Annotated in this window: 18 protein-coding genes and 1 pseudogene; 12 read left to right on the plus strand and 7 right to left on the minus strand. The window is 71.7% G+C overall.

Annotation, left to right across the window (positions count from 1 at the left end; all coding sequences use genetic code 11):
* Nucleotides 1-165 precede the first annotated feature (165 nt).
* Entirely contained in the window at nt 166-1,089 is a 924-nt protein-coding gene (htpX, locus tag ACFSL4_RS24120) for a zinc metalloprotease HtpX (RefSeq protein WP_381086656.1), read from the plus strand.
* 4 nt (nt 1,090-1,093) lie between these two features.
* Nucleotides 1,094-1,681 (plus strand): PspA-associated protein PspAB, encoded by a 588-nt coding sequence (gene pspAB, locus ACFSL4_RS24125; protein ID WP_381086659.1) that lies wholly within the window; start codon nt 1,094-1,096, stop codon nt 1,679-1,681.
* Between the two features lie 51 nt (nt 1,682-1,732).
* Here pspAB and ACFSL4_RS24130 read toward each other — a convergent pair whose 3' ends face one another.
* The 4 genes from ACFSL4_RS24130 to ACFSL4_RS24145 form a co-directional block, all read right to left on the minus strand.
* Nucleotides 1,733-1,897: a hypothetical protein gene (locus tag ACFSL4_RS24130; protein WP_381086662.1), complete on the minus strand. Its 165-nt coding sequence runs from the start codon at nt 1,895-1,897 to the stop codon at nt 1,733-1,735.
* A 395-nt stretch (nt 1,898-2,292) separates the two neighbouring features.
* On the minus strand, nt 2,293-2,508 hold the full coding sequence (locus tag ACFSL4_RS24135; RefSeq protein WP_381086665.1) for a hypothetical protein: 216 nt from the start codon (nt 2,506-2,508) through the stop codon (nt 2,293-2,295).
* A 283-nt stretch (nt 2,509-2,791) separates the two neighbouring features.
* Entirely contained in the window at nt 2,792-3,289 is a 498-nt protein-coding gene (locus tag ACFSL4_RS24140; RefSeq protein WP_381086668.1) for an FxLYD domain-containing protein, read from the minus strand.
* A 184-nt stretch (nt 3,290-3,473) separates the two neighbouring features.
* Nucleotides 3,474-3,782: a hypothetical protein gene (locus ACFSL4_RS24145; RefSeq protein ID WP_381086671.1), complete on the minus strand. Its 309-nt coding sequence runs from the start codon at nt 3,780-3,782 to the stop codon at nt 3,474-3,476.
* 279 nt (nt 3,783-4,061) lie between these two features.
* Here ACFSL4_RS24145 and ACFSL4_RS24150 point away from each other — a divergent pair, with 279 nt between their 5' ends.
* The 6 genes and pseudogenes from ACFSL4_RS24150 to ACFSL4_RS24175 all read left to right on the plus strand — a co-directional run bounded on the left by ACFSL4_RS24150 (nt 4,062) and on the right by ACFSL4_RS24175 (nt 10,120).
* Nucleotides 4,062-4,421: an arsenate reductase family protein gene (locus ACFSL4_RS24150; protein WP_381086674.1), complete on the plus strand. Its 360-nt coding sequence runs from the start codon at nt 4,062-4,064 to the stop codon at nt 4,419-4,421.
* 136 nt (nt 4,422-4,557) lie between these two features.
* On the plus strand, nt 4,558-5,244 hold the full coding sequence (locus ACFSL4_RS24155; RefSeq protein WP_381086677.1) for a hypothetical protein: 687 nt from the start codon (nt 4,558-4,560) through the stop codon (nt 5,242-5,244).
* Between the two features lie 330 nt (nt 5,245-5,574).
* A complete protein-coding gene (glnII, locus tag ACFSL4_RS24160) occupies nt 5,575-6,612 on the plus strand; it encodes a glutamine synthetase (protein WP_381086680.1) in 1,038 nt (345 codons plus the stop codon).
* 356 nt (nt 6,613-6,968) lie between these two features.
* A complete protein-coding gene (locus ACFSL4_RS24165; RefSeq protein ID WP_381086683.1) occupies nt 6,969-7,961 on the plus strand; it encodes an NAD-dependent epimerase/dehydratase family protein in 993 nt (330 codons plus the stop codon).
* Nucleotides 7,962-8,104: 143 nt separating this feature from the next.
* Nucleotides 8,105-8,290, plus strand: a pseudogene (locus tag ACFSL4_RS24170) (LuxR C-terminal-related transcriptional regulator); the annotation flags it as partial.
* A 336-nt stretch (nt 8,291-8,626) separates the two neighbouring features.
* On the plus strand, nt 8,627-10,120 hold the full coding sequence (locus ACFSL4_RS24175; protein WP_381086854.1) for a DUF1996 domain-containing protein: 1,494 nt from the start codon (nt 8,627-8,629) through the stop codon (nt 10,118-10,120).
* An 84-nt stretch (nt 10,121-10,204) separates the two neighbouring features.
* On the opposite strand, the gene ACFSL4_RS24180 is transcribed toward ACFSL4_RS24175, so the two are convergent.
* A complete protein-coding gene (locus tag ACFSL4_RS24180) occupies nt 10,205-10,627 on the minus strand; it encodes a hypothetical protein (RefSeq protein WP_381086686.1) in 423 nt (140 codons plus the stop codon).
* Nucleotides 10,628-10,841: 214 nt separating this feature from the next.
* On the opposite strand from ACFSL4_RS24180, the gene ACFSL4_RS24185 reads away from it, so the two are divergent.
* The 3 genes from ACFSL4_RS24185 (at nt 10,842) to ACFSL4_RS24195 (ending at nt 14,465) form a co-directional block, all read left to right on the plus strand.
* Complete coding sequence (locus ACFSL4_RS24185) at nt 10,842-11,318, plus strand: tetratricopeptide repeat protein (RefSeq protein WP_381086857.1); 477 nt, start codon at nt 10,842-10,844, stop codon at nt 11,316-11,318.
* Nucleotides 11,319-11,650: 332 nt separating this feature from the next.
* On the plus strand, nt 11,651-13,591 hold the full coding sequence (locus ACFSL4_RS24190; protein WP_381086689.1) for a hypothetical protein: 1,941 nt from the start codon (nt 11,651-11,653) through the stop codon (nt 13,589-13,591).
* A gap of 157 nt (nt 13,592-13,748) precedes the next feature.
* Nucleotides 13,749-14,465 (plus strand): TetR/AcrR family transcriptional regulator, encoded by a 717-nt coding sequence (locus ACFSL4_RS24195; RefSeq protein ID WP_381086692.1) that lies wholly within the window; start codon nt 13,749-13,751, stop codon nt 14,463-14,465.
* 83 nt (nt 14,466-14,548) lie between these two features.
* On the opposite strand, the gene pulA is transcribed toward ACFSL4_RS24195, so the two are convergent.
* Together pulA and ACFSL4_RS24205 are read right to left on the minus strand one after the other, a co-directional pair.
* Complete coding sequence (pulA, locus tag ACFSL4_RS24200; RefSeq protein WP_381086695.1) at nt 14,549-19,990, minus strand: pullulanase-type alpha-1,6-glucosidase; 5,442 nt, start codon at nt 19,988-19,990, stop codon at nt 14,549-14,551.
* A gap of 324 nt (nt 19,991-20,314) precedes the next feature.
* Nucleotides 20,315-21,697: an alpha-amylase gene (locus ACFSL4_RS24205; RefSeq protein ID WP_381086698.1), complete on the minus strand. Its 1,383-nt coding sequence runs from the start codon at nt 21,695-21,697 to the stop codon at nt 20,315-20,317.
* Between the two features lie 525 nt (nt 21,698-22,222).
* Here ACFSL4_RS24205 and ACFSL4_RS24210 point away from each other — a divergent pair.
* Nucleotides 22,223-22,720, plus strand: a complete 498-nt coding sequence (locus tag ACFSL4_RS24210; RefSeq protein WP_381086701.1) for a GNAT family N-acetyltransferase — start codon at nt 22,223-22,225, stop codon at nt 22,718-22,720.
* Nucleotides 22,721-22,847 lie beyond the last annotated feature (127 nt).

Genomic DNA, 22,847 nt, shown 5'->3' on the forward strand with positions numbered 1-22,847 from the left:
CGTCGCGTCGCGGGCCGGTGGAGTTCCGGCCGCGGAAGGGTCACTCGTCCCAGGGACTCAGGGACTCTTTGCCTGCCATGGGGCCGTTCGGGACCGGCCCATGGGCGGGGGGCGGGCGCACAATGGGAGGGACGAGTGCTGCGGCCTACTGCGGGGTGATGCAGGATGCGGAGCCGGTTCCGGAGCGATCGGGGGCTGACCGTACGGATGACGGTCACGCTGTTCTTGCTCGGGTTGCTGTACGTGGCGTTCGTCGCCGCGCTGATCGCGTTGCTGAAGTCCTGGGTGCTGGTCGTGGTGATCGCGGCGGCGGTGCTCGGCGCGCAGTACTGGTTCTCCGACCGGATCGCGCTGTACGCCATGCACGGGCGGATCGTGGAGCCGGAGGAGTATCCGCAGCTGCACGGTGTGGTCGACCGGCTGTGCGCCGTGGCGGACATGCCCAAGCCGCTCGTCGCCGTCTCGAACATGGAGATGCCGAACGCCTTCGCGACCGGCCGCAGCCCCGATCATGCCGTGGTGTGCGTGACCACCGGTCTGCTGCGGCGGCTGGAGCCCGAGGAACTGGAGGGCGTGCTCGCGCACGAGCTGTCGCACGTGGCGCACAAGGACGTCGCCGTGATCACGGTGGCCTCGTTCCTCGGAGTGATCGCCGGGCTGGTCGTCCGGTTCGCGTTCTACTCGGAGCTCTTCGGAGGGCGGGGACGCAAGGACCAGAACACCGTCGCCGTCTTCGGCGCCGTGATGGGGATCTCCGCGATCGTCTACGCGATCAGCTTCCTGCTGATCCGGGCCCTGTCCCGGTACCGGGAGCTGGCCGCCGACCGTGCCGCGGCACAGCTCACCGGGCGGCCCTCGGCTCTGGCGTCCGCGCTGACCAAGCTCACCGGGGACATCGCCCGCATCCCGACGAGGGACCTGCGCACGGCCCAGGCGTTCAACGCCTTCTACATCACCCCGGCGTTCGGCGCCGAACCCGGCATCTCCCGCCTCTTCTCCACCCACCCGAGCCTGGAGCAGCGGCTCGATCAGCTCGCGCGGATCTCGACGGAGCTGGGTGAGGCGGCGGCGCCGGGAAAGGCGGGCTGAGCGGATGGGACTGCTGGACATCCTGCTCGGTCGTACGAAACCGGTGGCGCCCGACCTCGACCGGCTCTTCGCGCTGCCGTCGGCGGCCATCACGCTGGAGGCCGGCGCCGGGTTCACTCCGACCGGGACCGGCGCGGTCTGCTTCGCCACCGTCGAGGGCGGCGCGTTCACCCAGGCGCACCGCGAGGTGCAGGCGCTCCTGGACGCGGACACGGACCGCACGGGAGAGCCCGTCGAACTCCGGCGGGACGAGTACGGCTACTCCTGGCTGGTGTCACGCCGCGCACCCGACCAGCTGACCGACCTGGTCAACGATCTGCACGCGGTGAACAGCGCGATGGAGGCGAACGGTTTCGGCCCCCAGTTGCTGTGCTCGGTGGCCGGCTTCCGGGACGAGGGCGGGCGGCGGCTCGCCCTGGTGTATCTGTACAAGCGCGGCACGTTCTACCCGATGTGCCCGCTGCCCGGCCGGCAGAAGCGCGACAACGCCCTGGAACTTCAGCTGGCCGCTCTGCTCAAGAACGACCTGCGGATCGAGGAAGACCTCTCCCGCTGGTTCCCCGTCTGGGGTGCGCCGGGGACGGAGGACTGAGCGGCCGGATCTCCGGGCCGGACGCCCCCCGCCCTTCGGGCGCCCCGTCCTTCAGCGGCGGCCGAGCCGCGACCAGAACCCGCCGGAGTTCCGCTGCTCCGCGCTGCACTGGCAGCGCTGGGAGGCCGGCACGCCCGCCAGGACCTGGTCGACGTGCTGGCCGCAGCCGGAGTAGGTGTACTTGCCGCAGGTGCGGCACACAGTGCGCTGGCACATGGCACATTGCCCTTTCGTGAGGTCTGTCCCTTACGGGCACCCAGGATACCCCCCTGGGTATATAAAAAAATACCCCCTGGGGTATCTGGCCGGATCCCCGGGCCTTGCGGCAGGTGGTGTCGAGGACCATGCCTTTCGTGGTGCGCACCCGCTCTTCCCGCCAGGAGCCGGGCACCGCTCGGGGTTCAGGACGCCTGGCCGCGGCGGGTTCGCCAGCGCCCGGGCGGCCTCACGGGTGCGCGGGTGGTCACTGCCCTGGACCCGGATCATGTCGGCCGGCAGAGCGGCGAGCAGGGCGGTCGGACCGTCACCGTCACCGGAGATTTCCAGGAGCTCCGCCCGCTGCTGCCGGGTCCGCAGGGCTCGCGGGTACTCCACGCCGAGCACCGTCTCGATCATGGCTGCAGAGCGGCCGGACCGGCCGGCGCGGTGGCCGGGCCACCGGGGAGTCCGCGCCAGAAGGCCAGGTCGACGCGGTACGTCGGCGCGGTCGGACGGCCGGCGCCGAGCGCGCGCTCCGCGTCCGGCGCCGCACCGGCGAACTCCTCGGCCGTGCGTTCGCGATCGCCCGCCAGGCCCCGCCGGTACGCGAGGTTGCGCCGGACGCTCAAGGTTTCCCTGTGGAGCCGCCGGCCCGGCGGCCTCCAGCCCCGCCAGGGCCCTGACGTTCGCCGCGCTCGTCGCCATCGGATGCACCGCCTGTGTCGCCCCGGTGGTGGACCTGCCCTTCCTCCTGTGACCCGCGGCCCGCCTCAGCGGGCCGTCGGCCGCGGGTGCGCGGGGCCCGCGCTCGGACGCGGGGCCGGCGGTCCCGTGGGACGCGGGCCCGAGCGCGACGAGTACGGACGCGGAGGCCGCGGGCCCGGCCACGGCGTACAGGAGCCGGTCACCGGGTCAGTACCGGACAGCTCGGGCGACATCGACGGTGACGTGGCCAAAGAGCTTGCGATGGCTGACCGCGGTGGCGTTCTTCGACGCGCCGGCGGCGACGTCGTCGACCGTCACCACGACCGTGTCGAGGAGATTGCCGTCGCTGTCTCGGAAGTCGGCCTGGACGACGTAGGTCCTGGTCTGCTTCGTCGGGTTGGTGACGGTGATCTCCGCGGCGCTCCGCCCGTCGGCATCGGTGGACGTCGTACCGGCCCTGACGTCGCCCTTGGCGTCCGCGCCGCCCTTGATCTCGTCGAGCCGGCGACCGGCCTCGGCGGTCGCGGAGGCCAGCGCGCTCGACGCCTGCGAGGCGAGGGAGGCGGCGGCGGAGGCCGCCGCGGAGGCCGCCTGGGAGGCGTTCCCGGAGGGGCTGCCGTCGCCGGAGCAGCCACAGAGCGCGGCGGCCGCCACGACGACCGCCCCGAAGCCCCGCGCCGTGTCCCGCATGCCGTGCCGTGCCATCGCTGCTCCCGTCGTCCCTCGATGGTTCCAGTGAAGGCCGGGCCGGGGCGGGAGCGCATGCCGGATACGGCACTTCGGGTGACGGGGAACGGAAGCGGCCGGCTCCCGGGCCCGCGGGCGGCGGGAGCGGCGGAACCGAAAGGCGCCGGATGCCCCGGAGCGGCGGGGCACCCGGCGTCACGGCTCAGCGGCTGTACCGCATGAGCGCCCGCACCATGTGGCAGGTCGTGTCCGACGGCGGATGAACCCCGATCAGCTCCGCCGTGCTCCGTATCGTCTCGTTGCGCGCCTGGTTCGGCATGTACACCCCGGAGTCGAGCAGCGCGATGGCGAGACGCATCGCCTTGAGTCGCCGGTTGTGCGTGACGTACCAGTCACGCGGCCGCCCCGGCGGAAGCGGTCGCTTCGTCATCGGCGCGTACGGCAGCTCCATCGGGACCGGCCGGCGGGCGGTGGACTGGGTCGGCTTCGGCTTGGTTGCGGCAGCGGGCACAGGCATCCTCCTGTCGCGGTCAGGGAGAGGTCCGGACGTCCCGTCAACTCCCTCGAACACTGCCTCCAGTCTACTGCCGGGCACTGACATCCCGGGAGTCCGAAGGATCCGTCAAAGGTCCAGGTCAGCAAGGAAATTGGCGCAGCGTCACCGCAGCTGGGACGGAAGGGGCGCAAGACGGCGATAAATCGAACAGAACCGACGGCCGGGTGCGGGCTGCAGGAGGCGGGGACAGGGTGTGAGCGGGGCCGGCGACGCGTGTCGACTACCGTGACGGGCATGGAGATCTGGATCAACCCGGCCTGTTCCAAGTGCCGCAGCGCGATCGGTCTGCTCGACGCCGAGGGCGCCGAGTACACCGTGCGCCGCTATCTGGAGGAGGTTCCGAGCGAGGACGAGATTCGCGACGTGCTGACGCGGCTCGGGCTCGAACCGTGGGACATCACACGCACCGCGGAGGCCGTCGCCAAGGAGCTCGGCATGAAGGAGTGGGCGCGGGACGACGCGAGCCGTGACCGCTGGGTGCGTGCGCTCGCCGAGCACCCCCGGCTGATCCAGCGGCCGATCATCACCGCCGATGACGGTACGGCCGTCGTCGCGCGCACGGACGAGGCGGTACGGGACGCCCTGACACGCTGAGCCGCACCGTCCGTGTGATGCACGTTACGTCATCGGCTCCCGGGACCCGTGAGCACCATCGTTCGGCATCTCGTACATAGCGGCGTACGCATGTCGTCCGGCCGTCCGGGAGGGCGGCCGGGGTCAGGAGGCGCGCATGTCGCGTAGGAGAACCCTCAGTCCCAAGAAGAAGCTCGCGCTGCTGGTCAGCGCCGTCGCCGTGGCCGGCGGTGGGGCCTTCGCCCTCGCGGCCACCTCGGACGCGGCCAATGTGCAGAACGCGTCCGACTCGACGGTCTGCCAGGGACTGGCCACCGCACTCGGCAACAACGAGTCGTTCATCGCCGCGCAGAAGGCCGCCCCGGACGCCCAGTCGGCGGCGCGGATCGCCAACCGGGAGGCGGTCGTCGCCGAGATCAGGCGCAAGCAGGAGGCGTCCGGCTGCCAGGTCGGGGAGTCGGTACAGCCGGGCGGATCGGCGCAGGCCGGCGGCGGCGCGCAGGCCGGGGGGTCGGCTCAGGACCCCCAGGGCTCGCAGGCCGCCACCTCCACCCCCGCGACGACGGCGCCGGCGGGCAACGCCGGCAGCGCCACCGGTCAGCAGGTCTGCAAGGGCTCGGCCGTGACGCTCTCCGGCGAGAGCGGTGCCCCGGCCGCGTCCAGTGACCAGTTCCCGTCGGGCACGAGGCTGAAGGTCACCAACCTGGACAACAACAAGTCCACGACGGTCACCGTCACATCGGTCTCCGGCAGCTGTGTGCTGCTCAACAACGCGGCCTTCGAGCAGGTCCGCGAGCCCAGCAAGTTCCTGATCCGCCGGGCTCTGATCGAGAAGGTGGGGTGACGCCCGCGGCTTAGGGGTCCTGCTGCCCGCGGCCACGGGCAGCAGGACCGGCAGGTGCGCCCGAGCGCAGCGCGGCGGCGCTCGGGCGCACACCCGTGCCCGCCCCACGGCCGCCGTGCACGCCTCTGCCGTCCGGGCCGTTCGCCTCACCGCGTTCAGTGCGGCACACCAGCACCAGGTAACACCGCATTCACAGACGGGCAATGGCCGAGAAATCGCCTGTTGCCAGGCTGCCCGGCAGCGCCCGGCGCCCCGCTGCCGCCGCGCCGCGCCGCGCACCCGCAACGACGTCGACCGCACGTCGAGACCCACCCCCGAAGGATGTGGCCCGTGACCTTCAAGGCTGAGTACATCTGGATCGACGGCACCGAGCCGACGGCCAAACTCCGTTCCAAGACGAAGATCCTGGCGGACTCCTTCAAGACGGCCACGGGTGGGGAGCTGCCCGTCTGGGGCTTCGACGGGTCCTCCACGAACCAGGCCGAGGGCCACTCCTCGGACTGCGTGCTCAAGCCGGTCTTCTCCTGTCCCGACCCGATCCGCGGCGGCGACGACATCCTGGTGCTGTGCGAGGTCCTCGACACGGACCTGGCCCCGCACCCGTCCAACACGCGTGCCGCGCTGGCGGAGGTCGCCGGGAAGTTCGCCGCGCAGGAGCCCGTCTTCGGCATCGAGCAGGAATACACCTTCTTCGACGGCTCGCGCCCGCTCGGCTTCCCGGAGGGCGGCTTCCCGGCCCCGCAGGGCGGCTACTACTGCGGTGTCGGCGCCGACGAGATCTTCGGCCGCGAGGTCGTCGAGGCGCACCTGGAGAACTGCCTGAAGGCGGGCCTGGGCATCTCCGGCATCAACGCCGAGGTCATGCCCGGCCAGTGGGAGTTCCAGGTCGGCCCGCTGGCCCCGCTCGAGGTCGCCGACCAACTGTGGGTCGCCCGCTGGCTGCTGTACCGCACCGCCGAGGACTTCGGCGTCTCCGCCACCCTCGACCCGAAGCCGGTCAAGGGCGACTGGAACGGCGCGGGCGCGCACACCAACTTCTCCACCAAGGCGATGCGCGAGGGCTACGACGCGATCATCACCGCCTGCGAGGCGCTCGGCGAGGGCTCCAAGCCGATGGACCACGTCAAGAACTACGGCGCCGGCATCGACGACCGGCTCACCGGCCTGCACGAGACCGCCCCGTGGAACGAGTACTCGTACGGCGTCTCCAACCGCGGCGCCTCGGTCCGCATCCCGTGGCAGGTCGAGAAGGACGGCAAGGGCTACATCGAGGACCGCCGTCCGAACGCCAACGTCGACCCGTACGTGGTGACCCGTCTGCTCGTCGACACCTGCTGCACGGCCCTGGAGAAGGCCGGCCGGGTCTGATCCACCCGCCGTCGGGGGCGTCCGCCCGTGGGGTGGGCGCCCCCTCGCGCTGCCGGGGCGGAACGGTCCCGGGAGGCGTCCGAACGGTGCACAAGCCGGTCTTCCGCCGGCACCACGAGTTCGACCGGGAGTCGGGGCTACGGGCAGGTGGGCGACGGGCGGACCGCCGACGTCCGCGTCGCCCGGCCGCGGCGCAAGCTCGGCGCCGAGCGCCGCACGGCGGTTTGGACCGTGCGGCGCGGGGGCCCACCGGTACGCCCCGCCGTCCGGGCGGTGAGCCACGCCGCGCCGGCCGCGGAGTCTCCTGTGAGCAGATCCGGGTTCCGCCCCACCGTCCGTGCGGGCACAGTCGTGGCATGAGGCTCCTGGTGCTGGGCGGTACGGAGTTCGCGGGGCGGGCCGTCGTGGAGGCGGCGCTCGGGCGGGGCTGGGAGGTGACGGTCCTCAACCGGGGGCGGCGCCGGCCCCCGCCCGGGGTGAGGGCGTTGCGGGGGAACCGCACCGCGCCCGGTGGGCTCGCGGCGCTGGCCGGGGGCGAGTGGGACGCCGTCGTCGACACCTGGTCGGCCGCGCCCCGCGCGGTGCACGAGGCCGCCCGGCTGCTCACCGGCCGCGCCGGACGGTATGTGTATGTGTCCAGCTGCTCGGTGTACGCGTGGGCCCCGCCCGCCGGGTACACCGAGGACGCGCCGCTGGTGGAGGGCACCGCGGCGGACGCCGGGACGACCGAGTACCCGCGGGACAAGCGGGGCGGTGAGCTGGCCGCGCTGGACACCTTCGGCGCGGACCGCTCGGTGCTCGTGCGGGCGGGGCTGATCCTCGGGCCGTACGAGAACGTCGGGCGGCTGCCGTGGTGGCTGACCCGGATCGCCCGCGGCGGCCCGGTCCTGGCGCCGGGCCCGCGGGACCTCCCCCTCCAGTACGTCGACGTCCGCGACCTCGCCGAGTGGATCCTCGGGGCGGTCACGCAGGGGCTGAGCGGGCCCTGCAACCTGATGGGTCCGCAGGGGCACGCCACCATGGGCGGGCTCCTGGAGGCGTGCGTGGATGTCACCGGTGCGGCGGCCGAGCTGCGCTGGACAACCCCGGAGGCCGTCCTCGACGCGGGCGTCGAGCCCTGGACGCAGCTGCCCGTGTGGGTGCCACCGGGCAGCGACCTGCACGACGCCCTGCACGCCGCAGACGTGTCGCGGGCCGTCGCGACGGGGCTGCGGTGCCGTCCCGTCACCGAGACCGTGGCCGACACCTGGAGCTGGCTGCGGGGCATCGGCAGCACCGCGCCGCAGCGGCCCGGCCGGCCGGCGGTGGGCCTCGACCCCGCCGTCGAGGCGAGACTGCTCGGGCTGTGACCGCCCACCCCGGAAGGTGGTGCCGGCTACACCCCCCGGGCGGATGGGCGCCCCACTGACCTGCGCGCGGGCCGCGGGCATGCTGGAACGCGAACGGTTCGTCGACGCCCTACGGCGGGTCGCGGGGGGGGGACGGCACCGCCATGGACCCGCAGGTGATCCGGCAACTGCTGTCACGGCACGCGGCGGACGACCGGTCGCCGGCCCGTCTGACGCCCCGTGAGCTGGAAGTGCTGGAACTGATGGCACAGGGCCGCTCGAACTTCGCGATCGCCGCCCCGCTCGTCGCCACGGAACGGGCGATCGCCGAACACACCTCCGACATCTTCGTGAAACTCGGCCCGGAGGTTTCCGGCGACGACACTCGCCGGGTTCTGGCCGTCCTCCCCTATTTGGATCAGGGTCGTCGACCATGCGTGGGACCGCGGGGGATGCGGGGGGGATGCGCCGCACCCCGGGCACTGAACCAGATTCAAATTCCGGGTGGTCTACCCCACTCAACTCCCGCTGAAACCAGGTCTTCTGCGCCTCTTGCCCGAAATCGCCTCATGAACTTGCAAGTTTTTCAGGGGTTTCTGAACACCTCACGGGCCCCTTGCGTATGGGAGGGAGCCGCTTCACCCCTGTCGGGCGCCTCCGCCCCGAAAGGAAGTCAGAGGAGTTCCATGGGACGCAACACGAGAAAACGCCGTACGCCGCTGGCCACCAAGGCCATAGCCGCATCCGCGGCCCTAGCGCTCGGTGGGGGCGGGCTGGTCTGGGCGAACTACTACGCCTCGGCGCACGAGACGAACGCGCAGAACACCACCAAGGCGGCTGCCGCCCAGGTGGCCACCATCACCTGCCCGGACGTCGGCCAGCGGCTGACCAGCGTTCCGAGCGCGGCGAAGTCGAACGTCGACAGGGAGCTGGCAACCCTCGACAAGCAGGTCACCGAGGCGTACGCCCGGCTGGCCTCGACGCGCCAGGCGCAGGCGAACGACGCCGGCTTCGTGCAGAACGCGATCCTCGGTCCGCTCAAGGACAAGCGGGTCGCGGTCATCGACCGGATCAAGATCGACTTCAGGCGGGTGGGCGCCAGCGCGCCGTCCTCGCTCGACGGTCTGGCAGCGTGCACCGGGACCGCCGCCGACCAGGCCCAGACCAACGCGGGCGGGCAGCAGCAAGGCGGGCAGCAGCAGGGCAACGGCCAACAGCAAGGCGGCCAGAACAACGGGCAGCAGCAGGGCAACGGCGGTCAGGCCGGCAACGGCCCGTCCGCGGCGGACTTCGTCGACATCACGAAGGTCCGGCCGAACGTCCCGGCCAAACCGCGCCGGACCCGCAACGCCTCCACCGGTACCTTCACCACCAGGTGCGGGGTCAACGCGAACGGCAACCGCAACACCGACAACGTGATCGTGGCCCCCGGCGTCACCAACGGCGCCCACCACACGCACGACTACATCGGCAACCAGAAGATCAACGCGTTCTCCGACAACAACAACTTCCTGCAGGGCGGGACCAGCTGCCGGAACAAGAACGACCTGTCGGCGTACTACTGGCCGGTGCTGCGTCTGCAGGACGGTACGCAGGAATTCGACCAGAACCGGGACGGCGGCGGCAAGGAAGGCAACGTCGGCAAGATCCTGGTCGCCCAGCAGGCCCAGATCCGGTACGTCGGCAGCCCGACCAGCAAGGTCGTCGCGATGCCGCAGTTCCTGCGCATCATCACCGGTGACGCCAAGACCACCACCAACGGCCTGGCGAACGCCAACGCGCACTGGAGCTGCACCGGCTTCGAGAACAAGGTGCAGCTCACGACGCAGTACCCGATCTGCCCGCAGGGCAGCAAGGTGGTCCGCACGTTCGCCTTCCAGAGCTGCTGGGACGGCCAGAACATCGACAGCGCCAACCACCGCACGCACGTGGCCTTCGCCGACGCAGGCGGCAACTGCCAGAACGGCTTCAAGGCGATCCCGCAGCTGACGATGCGTCTCGTGTACAGCGTTCCGCGGCCGGTCGTCCAGAACGGCCAGGTCAAGAACGCCTACGCGGTGGACGGCTTCCCGGAGCAGCTCCACAAGCCGGCCACCGACCACGACGACTTCATCAGCATCACGACCGGCGGCCTGGCGAAGAAGATCGCCAACTGCGTCAACAGCGGCCGGAGGTGTTAGTGACCCGCTGAGCGGGTGGCCCGCAGAAGAAGGCCGGTGGCGAACATCCCGCCACCGGCCTTCGGCGTGTACGCCAGGTGCGGCTCAGCCGCCGTGGCCGGCATGGGCGCGGTGATCGACCCCGATCTCGACCTCGCCGCCGAGTCTGCCGCGCAGCGCCTCGACCACTCCGTCGTCGCCGACGGCGACCCACTTGCGGCCCACGAGGTAGTGGCCGCCGTAGTCCTTGGCGTCGTTGAGCCAGTCGCGCTGCCCTCGGTCGGTGGCGAAGGTCGCGAGGACGAACCGGCCGTCGGCGTTCTCGCAGACGCCCTGGCGGATCTCGTCGGCGTCGGTCTGGATGCTCGGCTTGCAGCGCACGTTCGCCGCCAGGTCCTCCAGGCTGCCGGTCGCGGTCGCCGGGACCTTGTCCTGGGCGTCGCCCGGCCCGCCCGACCCGCCGCAGCCGGTCAGCACCAGCAGGGCGACGGCCGCACCGGCCGCCAGATTCTCGCGCGTCCACCTCATGAATTCCTCCGGTCGTTCCCGCCGTGCCGCTGAAGACCCCACGAGGGCCCTGCCCCTCCCTACGGCTCCGCAGTGCCCCGTGCTCAACGGCACCACGGGCCCCCTCCGCGACCACGCGAAAACCGCTGCCCGTTCCGGCGCGCATGTGCGAAGGTGGTCGGCCTGAGAGCCGGGACGAGGAGGAAGCGTGAGCACGCAGGGCTGGGAAGCGCGCATGGCCGCCGCGTGGGCGGCCTTCGACGACTACGCCGAGGCGGACGCCGCGGACTTCCGCGCGGTGATCGACGCCCTGGTCGCCGAGCTGCCCGAGGACAGCCCGCTGGGCCCCTTCGAACGGGCCTGCGCCTGGGACTCGACGGGCCACTCGGACAAGGCGGTCCCGCTGTACCGGGAGGCGCTGGCGCTCGGCCTGGACGGCTACCGCGGCCGCCGGGCCAGGATCCAGCTGTCCAGTTCGCTGCGGAACATCGGGCAGGCCGAGGAGGGCGTCAGGCTGCTCACGCCCGAACTCGACGCCCCCTCCGACGAACTGGACGACGCCGTGCGCGCCTGTCTGGCCCTCTGCCTGTCCAGCCTGGGCCGCGACCGTGAGGGCCTCTCGCTCGTGCTCGGCGCGCTCGCGCCCCATCTGCCGCGCTACCAGAGGTCGATGGCGAACTACGCCCGCCTGCTCGTCGAGCCCGAGCGCTGATCCCGTCCGGGCCGGGATGCCGGTGGACCGGGTGCGTTGCCGGGCGAGCGCCCACGGGCAGACGGTGCCGCGTCCCGCGGCGGGACGCGCCGCGGGACGCGGTCCGGACCCGGTGGCCGGTCCGTCGGCATGAGGAGCACAGGTCCTGGCCGGCTTCGCGGTGGTGCGCGCGGCCGGCCGGGCTCGGGGGCTCGCCTCCGTGGGGCCGGCCCTCGCGCACGGCGGCCGCCGCGGCCACGCCGCTGTGGGGCGCGCCATCGCGCCGGCCTGCACGCGGGCCGCGAGGGCGGCGGCCGAGGTGACCAACCCCCGGCTCGGTCGTTTGACCGGACGTGCAGTCACAGCATGTCGCCCCGCGCCCCGCCCCCGCCTCCGGCCCGGTCGTCGACGTCGGGCAGGCCGAGGCCGCGCTCGTCGAGCACTACCCCCGGCTCGTCCGGCTCGCCTATCTGGTGCTGCCGCCGGGCCTCGGCCGCAGCCGCCGGGTGCTGACCGCACACGCCCTCACCCAGCGCGCGCTGCCCCGCGGCCGGGCCACCGCGTCACTGATCCCGGCCCAGGCCAAAACAGCCGCCGAGAGCCTGTGGGAAGGCCGCGACGGCGACCCCGGCTACGCGCTGGTCCGCCTGCGGGTGGTGCGTTCGGCGCTGGAGGCGGGCCGGCCGCTGAAGCGCACGGCCTGGCCGAAGCGGGCCCAACTGCCGTGGCCACTGCCCCAGGTGTGGGGTCTGCGGCTCTTCCCGCGCTCGGGCGGCGCCGACGAACTCGCCCTGGACCAGCGGCTGTCGGCCCTGTCCGGCCCCGCCCGGGCCGCCTATGTGCTGCGCGGTCTGGAGAAGCTCCCCGAGGACGGCGTGCGCAAGCTGCTGCGCGCCGCGGGCGTGGCGCACCCGGCGTCGGCCGTCCGCGAGGCCGGGCGCGTGCCCGTCCAGGACGCGCTGCTCCTGTCCCCCGAGTTCGACCCGTGTTCGCTGCAGGCGCGGCCGACCGATCTGATGCGGCGCAGACAGCACACGAAGGCCGCCCTCGCCGCCGTGGCGGCCGTCGCGGTGTGCGGCGCGCTGCTCACCCTGCCGGACGGCGGCTGGGGTCCGGACGGCGCGGCCGCTCCCTCCGACGTGCAGAACCCGGCCGTCCGGGCCGCCCTTGATCCGGCCGGGCTGACCAAGGTGCCGCCCACCGCGTGGACGACGTCGGCGCGCACCGACTTCTCCGTGTGGCCCGCGCGCGGCGGCCTCACCCGCGACACGGCGCTGCTGCGCCGCGCGCTCGTGGTCTGGGCGCGGCCCGGCGGTTCCGTCCGGGTGTCGGCGACCCCCGGCACGCCGTCGGGCCCCCCGGCCGGCCCTCCGCAGTTGCTGTACGCGGGCCGGGTCGACGCCGCGCGGGTGGTGGTCTTCTACGACGGGCTGCGCATCGTGCGCTACGCCGAGCCGGACAAGGGCACCGGCGGGGCCGCGCTCGACTTCGCCCGGGTCGACGGGGCATCCGGTGCCGAGGCGGACGCGGTGGTGCTGGGCCGGGCGGACGGCGACGTCCGCTATCTGACGGCACCCTGGGTGACCGGGGCGGCCGAGCGGGACCTGCTGCGGCCGCGGTCGGGGGCGATGGATCTGGGCCCGGACCACGGGGTGACCGCGCCCCTGGCCGGCCGGGCGCGGCAGACCGGCTCGTGCACGTCGTGGAACGTGCTGGAGCTGACCGATGGTTCGGGCACCCGGCTGCTGACCGACCTCGGGGAGCTGACGCCCGCCCACCTCACCGTGGGGCGGCCGGGCGCGCCGCGGGAGGTGTCCGGGGCGGCGGCGCTGCGCGCCTGGTCCCCGTTCGCGTGCTCGCTCTCGACGGTGTGGTCGCAGGGTGTGCGGTCCGTGAACGCGTGGGAGTACGCGCGGCAGAAGCTGCCGGACGGGTCCGGGGAGGCGTCGTGGGTGTGCACACGGGCGGACACCTGGCGGGGCGGGGGGCCGCGGGTGCTGGCGCAGTTCCACACGCCGGGCGGGCGGTACGGCGCTGTGGCGGCGAAGGCCGAGAGCGTGCCCGCGTGCGGCGCGAAGGATCCCCATGTGCTGGCGGGAGTGCTGTGGAAGTCGGCGGCAGGGACGTGGTACCTGCTCGCCGCGGGCAGCAAGGGCACCGCGTCGATCGGTGCGACCGGCGGGGCGAGCGGATCGGCGCGGGGGAACGTGCTCGCGGTGCGGACGCGGCAGGGGGTCCGGGCCGGGCTGAAGGGAACACTCGACGACGGACGGGAGATCAGCGGCCTGCGCTGACCGCGGAACGCGTACCGGAGAAGGCTGAACGCAGGCGCGGTGGCTCGATACCGATGGGTGTGCCGCGAGGGCTTGGTGAGTGAAGTGTGCCGAATGTGTGAAAGGCCATGGCCGCTCCGGCCCGTGGGGGTCCGGATCCGATCGGTAAGGTGTTCGCATGACAACCGGGGTACGCCGCAGAATGGGAGTCGAGGAGCGGCGGCAGCAGTTGATCGGCGTCGCGCTCGAACTGTTCAGCCAGCGCTCCCCCGACGAGGTCTCCATCGACGAGATAGCCTCGGCCGCGGGCATCTCGCGGCCGCTGGTCTACCACTACTTTCCGGGCAAACTCAGTCTCTACGAAGCCGCGTTGAAGCGTGCGTCCGAGGACCTCGCGGCGCGGTTCGTGGAGCCGCACGAGGGCCCGCTCGGGGCGCGGCTGCTGCGCGTCATGCGCCGGTTCTTCGACTTCGTCGAGGATCACGGGCCCGGTTTCTCGGCGTTGATGCGCGGCGGCCCCGCGGTCCCCGCCGACACGGACCGGCCCTTGGACGCGGTGTCCCGGACGAACGCGCTCGTCGACTCGGTGCGCCAGGCCGCGTATGTCCAGATCCTCGCGCATCTGGAGGTTCAGGATCCTCCCGCCCGGCTGGAGTTGGTGGTCCGCTCGTGGATCTCGCTCGTCGAGTCGACGGCGTTGATCTGGCTGGACGGGCGGCGGATCCCTCGCCGTGAGCTGGAGGTGCAGCTCGTGCACGACTTCGCCGCGCTGGCGGCGGTGAGCGCCGCGCACGACGCCGAGATGGCGGCCCTGCTGCGCCGTATGTTCGGCAACGAGCCGGGCGACGGGCCCTTCGCCGATCTCGTCACCCGGCTGGTCACCCTGGCGTCGTGACGGCCGGCGGGGCCGTCGGCTCGCGAACGTGCGGTCCGGCGGTGGGGCGGGCCGGGAACGCCGGTCCGCCCCACCGCCGGTGCCTAGTGCGTCACCCGTGAGAAGACCGCCACGGTGCGCGCAGGTACCGCGAAGGTACCGGACTGCGCCGTGTAGGAGGACGTCTTGACGACGGGGTCCGCGCCGTGCGCCTGCACCGGGTGCAGCGCGTAGCCCTTCCCGGCGAGTGCCGCGACGGTCTGCTCCTGCCTCTCGGGCGTCGCATTGAGGACGACGACCAGGTCACCGAGCTCCATGGTGATCACCCCGGGCGTCTCGTCCTTCCCGGACAGCGGGAAGGAGAGCTGCGACTGCACCTGGTCGGCCGTGGCCAGGGAGAAGACGGGCTCGGTCGTCCGGATCCTGAGGAGGTCCCGGTACGCGGCGGAGGCGCCCTGGATCTGGTCGCATCCCACCTTGACGGAGGTCAGCAGGGGCTTGGCGTACGTCCACTTGGACCGGTTGTCGGCCGCCATCGGCAGCCCGCGCCCGAAGCCGTTGCCGTCCCGGCAGTCCCAGTGGATCGCGTTGAACCAGTCGCCGCTGTCGTAGGAGTTGCGGTCCAGCGACTTGGAGCGCAGGAGGTCGGAACCGGCCTGCGACAGCGAGGGGCCCTGCGACAGGCCGGCCGTCGCCATGGCGAGGACCTGCATTCGGGCCCGGTCGGCGGCGGAGGTGCCCTGGGGCAGCTTGTAGGTGAGCGCGTCGAACAGCGACTCGTTGTCGTGCGCGTCGGCGTAGGCGAGCGCGTCGCCGGGTGCCTGGGCGTATCCGGCGGGCGAGCCGTTGTAGTCGACCTCGGCGCCGGTGACCTCCTTGCCGCCGGTGTCGGTGAAGTGGTATTTGGCCAGGTTGCCGCTCAGGCCGACCTTGATGAGGTCCTGGTAGTGCAGCAGGCGGGCCTTCTGCTCGGCCTTCGTCCCGTTGGCGGTGGAGGCGTTGGGGTCGGTGTACAGCCCGGACGCGAAGCCCTGGATGCCGGGGTCGGAGTCGAAGGGGCCGCCGCCGCGCACGGCGTCACGGGCGCGGTCGGAGAAGGTCGCGATGCCCGTGCCGGCCATGTTCCGCTGTGTGGCCTGCACGAAGCGGGCGTCGTTCGCGACCTCGCCGAAGTTCCATCCCTCGCCGTAGAGGATGATCTTCTTGCCGTCGACGCCGTCCTTCTCGGGCGTGAGCGCGTCGAGGGCCCTCCGCACGGCGAGGATGTTGGCCTTCGGGTGGTGACCCATGAGGTCGAAGCGGAAGCCGTCGACCTTGTACTCCTTGGCCCAGGTGACGATCGAGTCCACGACCAGCTTGCCCATCATCGCGTTCTCGGGCGCGGTGTTCGCGCAGCAGGTGGAGTTCGCCACCGAGCCGTCGGCGAGCAGCCGCTGGTAGTAGCCGGGCACGATCTGGTCGAGCACGGACGCGTCGGCCTCACCGCTGGCGGCGGTGTGGTTGTAGACCACGTCCATGACGACCCTGAGGCCGTCCTCGTTGAGCGCCTTCACCATGCCGCGGAACTCGCGGGTGCGGCCGGTGCCGTCCGGGTCGGTGGCGTACGAGCCCTCGGGGACGGTGAAGTGGTACGGGTCGTAGCCCCAGTTGTAGGCGTCCTTCGCGGCGGTCGCGGCGATACACGCCTGCTGCCGGTCGGAGTCGGCGGCGAAGGAGGCGAGGTCGCAGCCGGGGGTGGACTGCTCGGACGTCTTCTCGGGGATGGTCGCGATGTCGAACGCGGGCAGCAGGTGCACGTACGAGGTGCCCGCCCCGGCCAGTTCCCGCAGGTGCCGGGAGCCGTCGCTGTTCCTGTCGGTGAAGGCGAGGTAGGTGCCCCGGTCCTTCGCCGGCACGGTGCTGTCCTCGACGGAGAAGTCCCGGATGTGCAGCTCCTGGATCTGGGCGTCCCTGAGCGGCACGGCCCTGGGCTTCTTCAGGTTCGCCCAGCCGCTCGGGGCGAGGGAGCGGTCGTCGAGGTCGACGACGAGGCTGCGCTTCGAGTCGGCGGTCAGGGCGAGGGAGTAGGGGTCGGTGACCTTGTTGGTGACGATCTTGCGGACGCTGGGCGCCCACACCGTCACCACGTAACGGTAGGGCTTGTTCTTCCAGGAGGCCGGGCCGGTGACGGACCAGACCCCGTTGGTGGCATCACGCCGCATGGCGACGGTGGAGCCGCCGAGTTCCAGGGAGACGTGCTGCGCGGTCGGTGCCCACACGGCCAGTGTGGGGCGGCCCCGGTGGAACGTCGGCCCGAGGTCGGCCTTCGTCGCGTCGTACACGTCGTCCAGCACTCCGGCGATCTGGACGCCCGTCGCCGCCAGCACGGCGCCGTTCGCGGCCCGCTGCGAGGCCACGATCTGGCCGCGCAGCGCCTCGCGCACCCGGTCGCGGTCGCGCGGGTCGACGGACCACGCCGTGTAGTCCTTCAGGTGCGGGAACTTCGCCTTCTGGGCGTCGGTGAGCGTCGTCCTCGTCAGGCGCAGCCAGCGCTCGTCGTCGCTGGTCAGCGTGGAGTCCTTGACGGCGATCGAGCCGTCGTGGGAGTAGACGAGCTGGGTGGAGACGGCGCCGTCGACACCGTTCCAGGCGATCGTGTCCCGGTCGATCCAGACGGCCTTGGAGGTGGTCAGGTCGAGGGCGGCGGCACTGCCGGCCGGCTGGGGCAGCAGGTACTCCTCCTGGCCCCCGATCAGCCACACCTCGTGGCCGTTCGCCGTGAGGTCGAGCGACTGGTCGGCCGGGAGGTCCTTCTCGTCGCCCTTGTGGACGATGTAGCTGAGGCTGGTGGCGCCGTCGGCGAGCGGCACCTCGAAGACCGCGCCGTACGCGTCGGTGCGCACCGGCTTCAGGGGGCCGGCCCAGTCGGTGGGGTTCGCGGCGCCGGTCCAGACGTGCAGCCCCCAGCCGTCGTAGTTCCCGTCGGCGCGGTGGTAGTGGAGGACGGCCTTGGTCGTGTCCTGCGGCGGGTAGTCGGCCGTCGGCCGCTCGGTGAGGAGGGTCTCCTTGCCCTGCTCTACCCAGACCTCCCCGGTCTTGGTGACGTCGATGGTGCGGTCGGCGGAGACGTCCTTGTTCCCGTCCTTGTCGACGACGAGGAAACCGACGCTGGAGGCTCCGGGCTTGAGCTTGACATAGGCGAAGGCGCCGTAGGCGTCGCGGCCGACGAAGGGGTGGCCGGCCGGCCAGGTGGTCGCCTCGCCGTCGGCGAGGTCGCCCCAGGCGTACAGGCCCCAGTTGCCGTAGTCGCCGTCGGCGCGCTTGTAGTGGACGATCGCGTAGTCGCGGGAGGAGGCGGTGGGGACCTGCGGGGCGGGCGGGGTGCCGGTGGTGCTCGCGGCCGTCGCGCTCGCGGTGCGGCCCGCCGAGTCGATCACGACCGCCTTGTAGCGCAGCGCCGTTCCGGCCGGTACGTCCTCGGCGATGGTCTGGGTGACCTTGTACGGGGCGTGGTCGGCGGAGCCGAGGGTGCGCCAGCTGCCGTTGCCCACCTGGGCGGCGAAGACGACGCGGTTCAACTGGCCGCCGTCGGTGTTCGCGGAGACCTCCACGGTGCCGGTGGCACCCGCGTCGGGGGCCTTCAGGGTGAGCGCGGGCCGGGAGGCCGGGGCGCCGAGGCGGCCCGCGGCCTTGAGGACGACGGCCGACTGGGCGGGTACCGTGACGGAGACCTTCGTGTCGGCACCGCTCCTGACGGACGCGTCGGTCCCGTAGATGCCGCGGAACGTCATGCCTGCCGACGCGGTGGCGAAGCCGGCCGTCTTCCGCTCGTCCGCGTTGTTGAAGGCGACGAGGTACTCGGTCCCGTCCTTCCCCGTGCGGGAGAAGGCGTAGACGCCGGCACCGTCGGCCGCGTAGCGCTCGGTCTGGACGCCGTCGGCGAGCGCGGGGTTGTCCCTGCGCAGCTTGGCGAGGGCGCTGATCTGCCGGTACAGCGGCGCGCTCGGGTCATAGGCGTCGCTCGCGGCGGTACGGTCGGTGCCGATCTCGTCGTCGTCCAGGTAGTCGGCGACCTTGGAGGCGAACATGGTCTGGCGGGCGTCCTTGTCGCCGCCGGAACCGGTGAAGCCCTGCTCGTCGCCGTAGTAGACGACCGGGTTGCCGCGGCTGAGGAACATCAGCTCGTTGGCCAGTTCGTCCTTCCTCAGCAGCTGCGCGTCGGTCGCCGTGGGGTTGTCCTGCTTCAGGAAGTACCCGATGCGCCCCATGTCGTGGTTGCCGAGGAAGGTGACCTGCTCGTACGCGTTGGCCTTGTCGGTCGTGTACTTGTAGTCGTCGGCGAAGACGCCCGCGAGCTTCCGGGCGCTCCCGCCCTGGGAGGCGTACTGGCGGGCGGCGTCCTGGAAGGGGAAGTCGAGGGTGGCGTCGAGACGGCCCTGGGTGACGTACGGCGAGGTGATGGAGGTGTCGGCGGAGTAGACCTCGCCGAACATGAAGAAGTTCCTGCGGCCGCGCGCGGCGGCGTACCTGTCGAGGGCGGTCGCCCACTGCGTCCAGAACGGCATGTCGACGTGCTTCACGGTGTCGATCCGGAAGCCGTCGACGCCGAAGTCCCGCACCCAGCGCTCGTAGATCCGCTCCATCCCCTTGACGACCTCGGGGCGCTCGGTCCACAGGTCGTCCAGGCCGGAGAAGTCGCCGTAGGCGGAGCTCTCGCCGGCGAAGGTGGAGTCGCCGCGGTTGTGGTACATCGCCGGGTCGTTGAGCCAGGACGGGACCTTCACGTCCCGCTTCGCCGCGGGGACGACGGGGGTGCGCGGGAAGGAGTCCGCGTCGACGGCCGGGAAGCGCTTGGTGCCGTCGGCGTAGTCGGCGTCGTCGAAGGGGCGGCCGTCCTTCGTCAGGTACGGGAAGGCGCCCTTGGAGAGGTAGTCGTAGGTCTTCTCCTTGTAGTCGACGACGTCGGCGGTGTGGTTGGTGATGACGTCGAAGAAGACCTTCATGCCCTTGGCGTGGGCCTTCGAGATGAGGGTCTGGAGGTCCTTGTTGGTCCCGAAGTGCGGGTCGACCTTGGTGAAGTCGGTGATCCAGTAACCGTGGTAGCCGGCCGAGGCGTTGCTGCCGGTGCCCTGCACGGGCTGGTTCTTGAAGATCGGGGCCATCCAGATGGCGGTGGTGCCGAGTCCCTTGATGTAGTCCAGTCGCCTGGTCAGGCCCTTGAGGTCGCCGCCCTGGTAGAAGCCCTTGTCGGTGGGGTCGTAGCCGGTGCTGAGCCGTGAACCGGTCAGGCCGCCCCTGTCGTTGGACCTGTCCCCGTTGGCGAAACGGTCCGGCATGACGAAGTAGAACTGCTCGCGGGTGTCGTCGTGCCGGGCGGGTTCGGCGGCGAGCCTCGCGTCGGACGGGGGCGCGGGCACAGGCTCGGCCGGGGTGGCGGCCCCGGCGGCCAGGGGCTGGAGGAGGGCGGCGGTGAGCGCGGTGACGGCGAGGGCCGTGGTGCGTCGGGCGCCGGGTGTGCGACTGCGTGGGGTACGGCGCGTCCGGGGCGCCGGCCATCTCGGTATCACAGGCTTGAACTCCTTGCGATTACGGCTCAGGTGGGTCGACCCCTGCACCGCGGGACGGCTTCGTCGCCGGGCGCCGCGCGACCGTATCGCCCACGCAAGGCTTACAGCAAGAGTCCTGAAACATCAGGAAAGAAATTTCATGCGACTCCGCTGCTGTCGGCGCCGCACCCGCCCGGGATCCCCCTGGAGGCGACGGGCCGGTCCGATGTCCGGACGATCCGGTGCGTGCAACACCGGGAGTGCCGTGTCCGCCGCCGGGCGGGACCTCGGCAGCCCGCCCGGCACGCGTGAGGACGCGCGCCGGGCAGCTCGTCGTGGGACGGGTCAGCAGCTCGACTTGCCCGCGTAGAGGGCGAGTGCGGTGTTCGGGGCGACCGACGCCTGGAACCAGCCGGTCGAGTTCACCGTCACGGTCCTGTTGCCCTGCACATCGCAGTAGGTGCCGGAGGGCAGCGAGGTCTGGAACCAGCGGTCGGCCGTCGAGCCCTCGTGGTTGATCACCACATAGCCCTTGGTGCCGCGGCCGAACGCGATGAGGTTGTTGCCGTTGTCCCACCAGTTGGTGACCGCCGCGCCACGTGTGGCGTTGCGGAAGGCGACCATCGACTTGATCTCCGGCCAGGCGTGCTGGCACTTCCAGCCGTCCTGCCAGCAGGCGTTCACCTGGCCGCCGTTCGGCGGGCCCGCGTCGGTGTCGGACCACTCGTAGCCGGAGTTGATGTCGGGGGCTCCGTAGGGCCAGGCCAGCATGAAGACGTTCGCCAGCGTGTAGTTCGCGCCGTCCTTGTAGTTCAGCGTGGAGCCGTTGCGCTCGGTGTCGTGGTTGTCCACGAAGACGCCGGCGACCGAGCTGCTCATGTAGCCCCAGCCCTCGCCGTAGTTGGCGAGGTACGCCAGCTTCTCGCTGTTGAAGACCCGCTTGAGGTCGTAGGCGTAGCGGAATTCCTGGACGTCGCCGTTGCCCGTGTACTCGGTCGGCTGGACCGCCTCGCCGGCGCCGTAGATGACCTCCTGCTTCCAGTAGGCGGACGGGTTGGTCAGCCTGGACTTGATGTTGGCCAGGTCGTCCGCCGGGATGTGCTTGGCCGCGTCGATGCGGAAGCCGTCGACGCCGAGGGAGAGCAGGTCGTTCATGTAGCCGGCGATCGTCGCGCGGACGTGCTCCTCGCCGGTGTCCAGATCGGCGAGGCCCACCAGTTCGCAGTGCTGGACGTTCCAGCGGTCCTGGTAGTTGGTGACCTGCGCGGTGCAGTCGTCGAAATCGGCGTACGAGTACAGGCCGGGGTAGTCGTACTTGGTGTACGAGGAGCCGCCGGTGCCGGTGCCGCTGCCCGCCGACATGTGGTTGATCACGGTGTCGGCGACGACCTTCACCCCTGCCGCGTGGCAGGTGCCGATCATGTTCTGGAAGGCAGCGCGGTCGCCGAGCCGACCGGCGATCTTGTAGCTCACCGGCTGGTACGACGTCCACCACTGCGGGCCCTGTATGTGCTCGGCGGGCGGGGAGACCTGGACGTAGCCGTAGCCTGCCGGGCCCAGGGTGCTGGTGCACTCCTTGGCGACCGAGGCGTAGTTCCACTCGAAGAGGACCGCGGTGACGTCCTTGGTGCCGGGCGGGGAGGCGTGCGCGGTCCCGGCGGGGACGCCGAGGGCGACCGACGCGGCCGCCGCGAGGGCGAGGGCGCCGGAGAGCGTTCTCTTGGCCATGTGGGGGTTCCTTCTCCGTTGAAGGATCTGCGGACGAACCTGCGGACGGGCTGGGGAGGATCTGCCGAAGGGCCCTGCGGGCGGGGCCTGTTCGACGACCCCGGGCCCCCTGAAGGGAATTGCTGCAAGTTTTCAACCAGTTGCGGTCCAGCAGACCGTACGAGCCGCGACTGCGGCGGTCAACCCCCTGGACATGCCCCTGTCACGTATGCACGACAAGGGCGGATTGCGTCCTGCCGGAGCTGCGCGAACTCGCGCCGCCGACACGACGGGCCCACGGTCCCCACGGAACGGCATGCTCCTGAAACCGCGCGAAAGAGATTGCGGAGCGTCGGACAGCGGTCCGTCGACGGCGTGTCGGAGGGCTCCTCGTCGCGCCGCTCGCCTCCGTCGCCTCCCTACCGCCAAGGCGCGCTTCGACCTGGGCTTTGGTGACAGCGGATCCGTCGGCAGTCGTGTTGATCCCCGACTGCACGTTTGTATTCGCCTTGCTGCCCGCCCCGGCGGTCGGGCAGGGTCCGAATCATGCTTGAACTACGCATTTTGAAATCGGACGACTGGCCCCTTTGGCGGGAGTTGCGACTGGCCGCGCTCGCTGAGGCGCCCTACGCGTTCGGATCGACGCTGACCCAGTGGCAGGGCTCCGGCGACCGAGAGGAGCGCTGGCGTGCCCGTCTGTCGATTCCCGGTGCGCACGATCTCGTCGCGCTCCTCGACGGCGTTCCGGTGGGCATGGTCAGCGGAGTGCCGGGTGAGGAAGCAGCGAACGTGGAGTTGATCTCGATGTGGGTCAAGCCCACGGCTCGGGGCAAGGGCGTGGGTGACCGCCTGATCCAGGCGGTCGAGCGGTGGGCGGCGGAGCGCGGTGCCACGACGCTGCGGTTGTCGGTCATGCCGGACAACCGCAAGGCGACCGCGCTCTATGAGCGGCACGGTTTCACGGACACGGACGAGCCCGGCGATCTTCTGCCCGATGGCGTCGGCAGGGAGCGGGTCATGGCGAAGAGCCTGGCCGCTGTCTGATCTCCGCATCCGGGCACGGCGGGATCCCTCACTTGGTCAGGCTGCAGCGGCGAGAGCGCGTCCGGGCTGCGGTCCTGACGGCCCCCCCCAGTGCCGGGCGTCGGCCACGAGGACGTTGAGGCGGTTC

Origin of the sequence: Streptomyces caeni (assembly GCF_042678285.1) — a bacterium.
In the GTDB taxonomy this organism is placed as follows: Bacteria; Actinomycetota; Actinomycetes; order Streptomycetales; family Streptomycetaceae; genus Streptomyces; species Streptomyces caeni.